Annotated in this window: 11 protein-coding genes; 3 read left to right on the top strand and 8 right to left on the bottom strand. The window is 48.0% G+C overall.

Annotated elements, in window-relative coordinates; genetic code table 11:
• From J5224_RS22585 to flhD, 4 genes are all read right to left on the bottom strand, one after another.
• On the bottom strand, positions 1 to 137 hold a 137-nt coding region (locus J5224_RS22585; RefSeq protein WP_319802468.1), incomplete at its 3' end, for a flagellar motor protein MotB.
• Complete coding sequence (gene motA, locus J5224_RS22580) at positions 137 to 1,021, bottom strand: flagellar motor stator protein MotA (RefSeq protein WP_264627494.1); 885 nt, start codon at positions 1,019 to 1,021, stop codon at positions 137 to 139. The genes J5224_RS22585 and motA, both read right to left, overlap by 1 nt.
• A gap of 129 nt (positions 1,022 to 1,150) precedes the next feature.
• Positions 1,151 to 1,729 (bottom strand): flagellar transcriptional regulator FlhC, encoded by a 579-nt coding sequence (gene flhC / locus J5224_RS22575; protein WP_264627493.1) that lies wholly within the window; start codon positions 1,727 to 1,729, stop codon positions 1,151 to 1,153.
• A 2-nt stretch (positions 1,730 to 1,731) separates the two neighbouring features.
• Positions 1,732 to 2,082 carry a flagellar transcriptional regulator FlhD gene (gene flhD / locus J5224_RS22570; protein ID WP_264627492.1) on the bottom strand — a complete coding sequence of 117 codons (351 nt, stop codon included), beginning with the start codon at positions 2,080 to 2,082 and terminating at the stop codon, positions 1,732 to 1,734.
• Between the two features lie 648 nt (positions 2,083 to 2,730).
• Between flhD and J5224_RS22565 the strand changes: the two genes are divergently transcribed.
• Entirely contained in the window at positions 2,731 to 3,882 is a 1,152-nt protein-coding gene (locus tag J5224_RS22565; RefSeq protein WP_264627491.1) for an iron-containing alcohol dehydrogenase, read from the top strand.
• 39 nt (positions 3,883 to 3,921) lie between these two features.
• On the opposite strand, the gene J5224_RS22560 is transcribed toward J5224_RS22565, so the two are convergent.
• Entirely contained in the window at positions 3,922 to 4,848 is a 927-nt protein-coding gene (locus J5224_RS22560; RefSeq protein WP_264627490.1) for a DMT family transporter, read from the bottom strand.
• 331 nt (positions 4,849 to 5,179) lie between these two features.
• On the opposite strand from J5224_RS22560, the gene J5224_RS22555 reads away from it, so the two are divergent.
• On the top strand, positions 5,180 to 6,901 hold the full coding sequence (locus J5224_RS22555) for a methyl-accepting chemotaxis protein (protein WP_264627489.1): 1,722 nt from the start codon (positions 5,180 to 5,182) through the stop codon (positions 6,899 to 6,901).
• A gap of 45 nt (positions 6,902 to 6,946) precedes the next feature.
• On the opposite strand, the gene dsrB is transcribed toward J5224_RS22555, so the two are convergent.
• Positions 6,947 to 7,150, bottom strand: coding sequence for a protein DsrB (gene dsrB / locus J5224_RS22550; RefSeq protein ID WP_264627488.1), 204 nt, complete (start codon positions 7,148 to 7,150; stop codon positions 6,947 to 6,949).
• A gap of 23 nt (positions 7,151 to 7,173) precedes the next feature.
• The gene (locus tag J5224_RS22545) at positions 7,174 to 7,578 is read right to left on the bottom strand and encodes a winged helix-turn-helix transcriptional regulator (protein ID WP_264627487.1); all 405 of its coding nucleotides are present in this window, start codon (positions 7,576 to 7,578) and stop codon (positions 7,174 to 7,176) included.
• A gap of 155 nt (positions 7,579 to 7,733) precedes the next feature.
• On the opposite strand from J5224_RS22545, the gene J5224_RS22540 reads away from it, so the two are divergent.
• Positions 7,734 to 8,288: a flavodoxin family protein gene (locus J5224_RS22540; RefSeq protein ID WP_264627486.1), complete on the top strand. Its 555-nt coding sequence runs from the start codon at positions 7,734 to 7,736 to the stop codon at positions 8,286 to 8,288.
• Positions 8,289 to 8,381: 93 nt separating this feature from the next.
• Here the strand turns inward: J5224_RS22540 and J5224_RS35830 are convergent.
• A partial coding sequence (locus tag J5224_RS35830) for a hypothetical protein (RefSeq protein ID WP_413544713.1) occupies positions 8,382 to 8,638 on the bottom strand: 257 nt, incomplete at its 5' end.

Genomic DNA, 8,638 nt, shown 5'->3' with positions numbered 1-8,638 from the left:
GCGATAAGCCACATCACCAAAAACAGCGCCATCATAGCAGTCATAAAGTCAGCATAAGCTATTTTCCACGAGCCGCCATGGTGCGCCGCGTGGCTAGACTTCCTTTTCTTGCGTATTATCGGATGCTGATGTTTCATTAGTCACTTTCCGAAGCCTGCTGAGCCGGTGCTTTCACACGACGAATATGCTCTTCCATTTCAGTAAAGGTCGGACGGACTGTGGAGTACAGCGTTTTACGCCCAAACTCAACGGCAATCTGCGGTGCATACCCGTTCAAGCTGGAGAGCAGCGTCACCTTTATGCATTGCAGGACTTTTACTTTTTCCGCATTCTTTTGACGCAACAGTGATGCCAGTGGCGAAACAAAGCCGTATGCCAGCAAGATCCCCAGGAATGTCCCCACCATGGCGTGCGCAATCATCATCCCCAACTCAGCAGCAGGGCGATCAACGTAAGCCAAGGAGTGCACGACGCCCATGACCGCAGCAACAATACCAAACGCAGGAAGCCCATCCCCCATCAGGTTCAAACTCATAGCTGGCACTTCGAGTTCGTGCTCTAGCGTTTCGATTTCTTCGTCCATTAGCGTTTCGATTTCAAACGCATTCATGTTGCCGCTGATCATCAGTCGCATATAGTCAGTAATGAATTCAATGACGTGACTGTCGGCGATCACACGAGGATAGCTGGAGAAAATCTCGCTCTCACGCGGACTGTCGATATCACCTTCCAGAGAAAGCATCCCCTGCTGACGCGATTTCGCCATCAGACGAAACAACAGCGCCATCAGATCCATGTAGAGATCCCGGCTATATTTGGAGCCTTTAAACAGTTGTGGAAAGGCGCGAACCGTACCTTTAATGGCTTTGGCGTTGTTACCAACAATAAATGCGCCGAGCGCCGAACCACCGATTATCAGCAGTTCCGAAGGCTGATACAGCGCGCCCAGCGTCCCGCCAACCATAAGGTAACCACCCAGTATCGAACCTATTATTACGAGATAACCCAATATAACAAGCACAAGAATTCCTTATAACAAATCGCGGGTGGAAGCTGAGGTAAAACATCCGTCGAGCAGGAATTTCTTGAGGAGGGATGTACTCAGCCCGCAACAACACGGGCTGAGACAGACTCACAACCGCCACCAGGCTCAGACAGCATGTTTTACCGGTTCATCCAGTAGTTGCGGTAGTATATCGGCAAGATTCGGTGAAAGTTTACGTCTTTTTACCGCTCTAGAGGGTGGCTGACACAAGCTACAAACAAAACTGTTTTTCGGCAGATGAGCATGCGTAATAAACATCCCGTTGCAACAATTGCACGACGATAGCTGTAGCATACCGCTATCCACGAAACGCACCAATGTCCAGGCACGCGTCAAGGCAAGTAACGGCGTATCATTGTTGGGGGCGCACTGTTCAAGATAAAGACGGTATGCTTTGATAACGGCTTCAACGCCATTACAATGGCTGGTCTTTAACAAAAAAGCGTACGCATTATAAAACATGGAAGAATGAATATTCTGTTCCCAGGTCATGAACCAGTCCGTGGAAAATGGCAACATTCCTTTTGGAGGTGGGCTCCCCCGAAGCTCTTTATAAAGTTTAATTAAACGCCCACGACTTAATTGTGTTTCACTTTCCAACATCTGCAATCGAGCACCCAGAGAGATCAATTCCATCGCTAACTGGATGTCTTTTGCTTCCTGAACAATACTCTTTTCCGTCATTATTATGCCCTTTTCTTAGGCAAGTTATCGTCTTTCGAAGATAACTGGTTTAATAAGTGACTCGACAGCAAAATTCCAGTATGGATTTGTTGTAAATCATCCACGCGGGATTCTTGTGTTAATAACTTGATCGTGTTGTGATCGTCAAAACGAAAATGACAAATCAGTTGATTGGTTTCTGCCAGTTTAACCATCTGAGGCAGTGTGAGCTGCATCAAAGTATCTGCCATGGTTTCATCAATGCCTAAACGGAACATCGCAGAAGCTTTCTCATCATTGATTAAACGTTGTGCCAGTAACAGATAAGACAGATTTATGTCATAAATGTGCTTGAGTAATTCAGAGGTACCCATATTTCCCATCTCGACAGGCTATGTTCAAAGCATAAGTTGGGGGATAGAGGCTATCGCCCGGTTAAAAAATCACTCTCCATTGATGGCATGAAAGCATTCGGTGCCAGAGACTATCTTTTGTTACCTTACTTTCTTATTATGTCAATCACATGCTACAGCCAACTTCTTTTACTACCCAACTCGCTTATCCATTAACCCCGTATGACAACCTAAATCACCGCATCAGGAAGCATAGGATTATTCCTAAATCCTCGCAACTGTACCGCCTAATCCCTCAAACACACAACGCGACCAGAGAATCATTTTGGTAATTATGTGATACGGATCACATAATTGAAAGGTATTATCACCAAAAGCCGTGTGGTAAGAACTCTTACCAGATCGTTTATTGCCCATTTTTTTCACAAGTAACCTTTCACTTCACTAAAGCAGATGCAGTTATACCTTTTTCAAATGAGTTTATCTTAATGATAGATATATAAAAAATGTAACAATATTACGTAACCGTCAGCGATACCAATAGTGATCATTCAGTAGCGGTAAGTGTAGGAGAGGATAACCATTATGTCTCAACCAAATGTCACTCCTCCTGACTTTGCAGTAGTATCAAAGTCGTTTTTTGTTACTTTGAATTTGGGTGATTATAAAATGTACAACTTTAGTTATTACAACCCAACGCGCATCGTGTTCGGTCAGGGAAGAATTGCTGAGATTAGTCAACACATCCCCGCCAATGCGCGCGTGTTGATTACCTACGGCGGAAAAAGTGCGGAAAAGTACGGCACACTTGCCGAAGTCAGACAAGCTCTGGGTGAGCGTTACGTTGTGGAGTTTGGCGGCATTGAAGCGAATCCCCACTATGAAACCTTGATGAAAGCCACACAGTTAGCAAAAGAGAACCATGTCGATTATCTACTGGCTGTGGGGGGGGGTTCGGTGGTAGATGGCACCAAGTTCATTGCCGCTGCCTATTACCATGAAAATGTATGGGATCATTGGGTCAACAAAACACCGATTACTCAGGCACTCCCCATGGGGTGCGTCATGACCTTGCCTGCCACAGGTTCGGAGATGAATGCCACGTCGGTGGTCTCCCACATTGCGTCAGGTGCAAAAGTGGGTTTTAACCATCCGCTGCTTTTCCCTCAGTTTGCCGTTCTCGATCCTGAGAAATCCTATACCCTGCCCGCTCGGCAAGTCGCCAACGGTGTGGTAGATGCCTTTGTTCACGTTATCGAGCAATATCTCACCTTTCCCGTCTATGGCAAAGTGCAAGATCGCTTCGCTGAAGGGTTATTGCTCACACTGTTGGAAGAAGGCCCTAAAGCGCTCACGCAGCCTGAAAATTACGATGTGCGCGCCACCCTAACCTGGTGCGCGACGCTGGCGCTAAACGGGCTTATCGGCGCAGGGGTGCCACAAGACTGGGCTACGCACCGTATCGGCCATCAACTCACCTCGCTTTACGGCCTGGACCATGCACAAACGCTCGCCGTATTACTTCCTTCTTTATTATATGTACAACGCAATAATAAGCATGAAAAGCTTTTGCAATATGCCACGCGCATTTGGCAAATAACCGAGGGGGATGATGAGACCCGCATTTCCCAGGCGATTGCAAAAACGCGCGATTTCTTTGAACACATGGGTATCAAAACCCGCATGCGTGATTATGGATTACCGCCGGATGCGGTGGAGGCGATAATCCACAATCTGAAAGTCTTTAATCTGTTACCGCAGGGTGAAAGGCAAGATATTGATGAAGTAATGGCAAGAGAAATTTTGACACTCAGCTATTAACGCTTATCCCCTCAGCGCGTACGCAAAGGGAATATCGGCTTATTTTGTCTGGGGTGATCGGTTTACCAACCCAATCCCCAGACACACCAGCACCAAAGCAGCAGCATAACGCCACTCAAGGATGCTCTCATCGAGAAACAACGCAGAGAGCACAGCGCCGGCAATTGGGATCAGGAAATTGAACGGGGCGACAGTGCCAACTTTGTTATATTTTAGCAATTGGCTCCACAACGCAAAGGTGATCGATGAAAGCAGTACAAGATAGAAAAGAATCAATACAGAATTCCAACCGTGGACACTCAGTGAGCCCCCACTTAAATACCCTGTCAGCGTAAGGATTATACCGCCAACCGCCAGTTGATACCCGGTCATTATAATCGGGTCCATGGTTTGAGAAATACGCTTCCCATAAATTGTTGCCGCTGACAAAACAAATGCAGCAATAACAACAAAACCGTCCCCCATTAATGTAAAACTGAAATCATCAAGACCTTTTACATTAACAACCGTGACACCTAAAAAGCCTAACAGGCAACCAATGGCTTTATTCGGTGTTATTTTATCATTGGCATAAAGACAATGTGCAAGCAGTACGCTAAAAAACGTACTGGTAGCATTCATAATAGACCCTTTTACCCCTGTGGTATAAGCGAGCCCAATATAAAAGAAAATATACTGTAACGTTGTTTGTGTGATCCCGAGCACTGCTAATTGCCGGAGTTGTCCTGGCTTGAACCGCGCAATCGCCTTGCCACTCGCCATTGCTAACAGCAGCAACAACCCGCCCGCCAGTACAAAACGGTAACCTGCGAACACCAACTTTGAAGCGATATCCCCCTCTTCTATCAGGAACAAGGCATAGCCATTTTTGATAGCCGGGTAGGCGCTTCCCCACAACAGGCAGCATAGGGTTGCCAGCGCAAAAACTATTTTTTCATTGGTAAAAAATGCAGTTGTATTCTTCAAAAAAGACTCCAATAGAAACAGCCCACTGATGCAATAAAAGTAGGCGGATCGGCATTTATTTTTTTACAACAATTTGTTTTACAGCGACGTTACGAAATTTCACAAGCTACTTTATCAGCAACCAAAATGAAAATACGTTTTAAAAAGCAAAAATTGTGATCGAGATCCCGACGACTACAATTAAGATTTTTCACTATAGGCCGATTATCTTTTATATTGGTTACGACTAAAAGGAACACTCGTTGTTACTGTAAGGGTGCTGAATACCAAAGATGCGTGATGTGTCTTGTTGTTTGGTAAATTGTAATCACTTTTCCTGAAAAATGAGCGAATGGACATGAAAATAACTTCACAATCTGAGCAGCAGGGGAAAACAGGTGTGTTGAATAATTTACGCTTAGTGCCTTTATTCGTTATCATTCTTGGCGGCATCATGTTGATGTTCGCCGTGTCGATAGGGACTTCCAGCTATTTTCTGGCACGCAGCAATCAATACCTCGCCGACGTCACACAAGAAATCGACATCCGGATGGGGCTTTCCAACAGTTCCAATCACCTACGCACCGCGCGTCTGCTCCTGATTCAGGCGTCGTCCGCTGCACGTATCGGTGACTCCGCGGTCTACAATGAAAACCTGAAGCAAGCAGCGCAACGCGTAGAGCAATCACAAAAAGCCTTTCAGCTGTATGAAAATCGCCCGATAAAAACCGAGTATGATATTTCGCTTGATGCCGGATTAACCAAAGCGTACGAAGACTATATCAAACAAGGTATTACCCCCATGATGGCGTCGGCAAAGGATGGTCTGTTCGAAGAAGTCCTGAGTCATGAGGCCGAAGAAGTTCGCGTTCTTGATGCTAACTATAACAAACCGTTACTGGACGCGGTCGCTTACCGCACCGAGCGTGCGCAGCAACTCAATAAGATAGCCACTGAGAACGCCACCTTAGGGTATGCTCTGATGGGGGCCAGCTTCGGTATCGCCCTGTTGCTCTCGTTGCTGACCTTCACGTTCCTGCGTGGTGCCTTGATCCGTCCGATGAACGCACTGGTAGCGCGTATTCAACGCATTGCCCAAGGCGATCTCACACAGCACTCGGTGAACTACGGCTCGAATGAAATCGGCACGTTAGGCAATAATGTGCAACACATGCAGGCCTCACTGGTCAACACCGTTGCCACCGTGCGTGAAAGCGCTGATTCCATTTATCAGGGTTCCACCGAAATCTCTTCCGGCAACACGGACCTGTCATCTCGTACTGAGCAGCAGGCTGCTGCGTTAGAACAAACGGCCGCCAGTATGGAACAGTTGACGGCAACCGTTAAGCAGAACTCCGAAAACGCACACCACGCCAGCCAGTTGGCGGCCAACGCCTCTAATAAAGCCAAACAAGGTGGCAATATCGTTTCTAATGTTATTGAAACGATGGATAGCATTTCCGGTAGTTCGCGCAAGATTTCTGAAATCACCAACGTGATTAACAGTATCGCCTTCCAAACCAACATTCTGGCGTTGAACGCAGCCGTCGAAGCAGCGCGGGCCGGTGAACAAGGCCGGGGCTTTGCCGTGGTCGCCAGCGAAGTTCGTAGTCTGGCACAGCGTAGTGCGCAGGCGGCAAAAGAGATTGAAACATTAATCTCTGAATCGGTATCGCTGGTGAGCAGTGGTTCGACACTCGTCGATCAGGCTGGGCAAACCATGAAAGAGATTGTTGATGCCGTTACCAATGTGACCGACATTATGGGGGAGATCGCGTCCGCTTCTGATGAACAAAGCCGTGGTATTGGTCAGGTGGGACAAGCGATTGCCGAGATGGACAGTGTCACACAGCAGAACGCCGCGTTGGTGCAAGAAGCAACGGCAGCCGCCTCTTCGCTTGAAGAACAGGCTGCACTGCTGACACGCGCCGTGGCCGTGTTCAAGTTGCAGGAACAGCGTGCAGCACCGACACCCGCGCCGTATACGCTGGCATCAGCCAAAAGTGCACCAGCAGCGCTGCCGCTAGGCAATAAGAAAGCCACTAACAGCAGCGAGCATTGGGAAACGTTCTAACCGCCCGCTTACTGGCCGGGCAGGTCTGCTTGCAGACCTGCCCCACTAGCGATCCGCGCCTTCCTGTTTCCGTTCCACAAAAATGCCTTCCGGGTTTTCTTCTTCATTAAAAAACCAAATTCCCGCCGGGTAGTCCGGCAAGGCAACAAGGTACATCGTCCCTTCGAGAAACGGTTCTACCGCTAACACCGTGCCTTCCCGTCGCTCTGCGCCGTCGGTTTTTACTGTAACGATATCATTCACTTTCACGGCGTATACCCTCAACGTCGTCTTTAGCTACTGCTCACAGCGTGTAAACGGTCATACTGTGCCTGTGCCAACCGCACTGATTCAATATTGGATTCTGCCCAGTGCGCCAAACTCTCGAACGTCTCCACCAATGTCAGCCCAACTGGCGTCAGTGAATACTCTACGGTAACCGGAACCGTGGCAAATACACGACGGGCAACCAAGCCGTCCCGCTCCAGCTTTTTCAGCGTTTGCGACAATACTTTCTGGGTGATGCCGTCGATATCCCGCCGTAATTGATTGAAACGCGTCTCACCTGACTTTAAACGACCAATAATCAGTATGGTCCATTTGTCTGCTAGCCGCTCCAAAAACTGTCGTGCTGGACAGTGCGATGAATAGACGCTGTAACCGGATGTGGCATCGCCCTCAATGGGATGTATTTGCATAGTATCCTCCAGGAAACCTGGTATCGTTCAGGTGCCTTCTTGTCAACGCAGTATACCATATATACTATCTTTCCATCGAAAACTGATGCTTTCTTCAATCGCTTACGAAACCATCGCCTCCGCCCCTGTTATTACTGATGAAAGGAAAAGTGAACATGAGTAAGACTGTTGTTGTTTATTTCTCAGGATATGGCCACACCCAACGCGTCGCAGAATATGTTGCACAAGGTGCTGATGCAACGCGCATCGCCGTCGATGAAAATGGCGATATTACAGCTGAAGAGTGGGAAACGCTGAACGCTGCGGATGCCATCATTTTTGGTGCGCCCACCTACATGGGGTCGGTGCCCTGGCAGTTTAAAAAATTCGCAGATGCTTCTTCTAAAGCCTGGTTTACTCGTGCCTGGCAGGATAAGGTTTTTGGCGGCTTTACCAACAGCGCCAGCCTGAACGGTGACAAACAGGTTAGCCTGATTTGGATGCAAACCCTGGCATCTCAACACGGTGGTCTGTGGGTGAGCCTGGGCTTACTGCCCGCTAACACCAAAACGGCGACACGCGCCGATGTTAATAACCTGGGTGGCTCAGTAGGCCTTCTGGTGCAATCCCCTTCCGATGGCCCGGCAGATGATATTCCCTCCGGTGATTTGGAAACCGCGAAACAATACGGAGCACGCGTTGCTGCCGTTGCAGCACGTCTGCGCGGATAACCTTCCCCCGTTAATCTTCAGTTATCGAGCCAGCGAGCGACACGCTGGCTTTTTTATTTAATACGCACGCCCCCTCCTGTCATCATAGTGTCATCATTTATACACATAATAGCGGCACGGCCATTTGGAGATGAAAAAATGATAACCATTCATGCCAAAAGCACGAGTGAAGCTGAAAAGTTGCTCGCTTCCGGCACCACCAGCAAAGTGCTTCTTGATTATTCCGTGACTACCGACGATTTTTTTAGAATCGCTGATGCCTGGTGTGCACAAGGTGCAAAGATCAGCAAGAAAGCAGGGATGTTTGTTATTTCGTTGAAGGGGTTCCGCATCCCCCCCAACGATTAATC

This window comes from Candidatus Symbiopectobacterium sp. NZEC135, from assembly GCF_025962695.1.
Note: the sequence above shows the minus strand (reverse complement) of the source record. Positions and strands in the feature narration are given on the sequence as shown.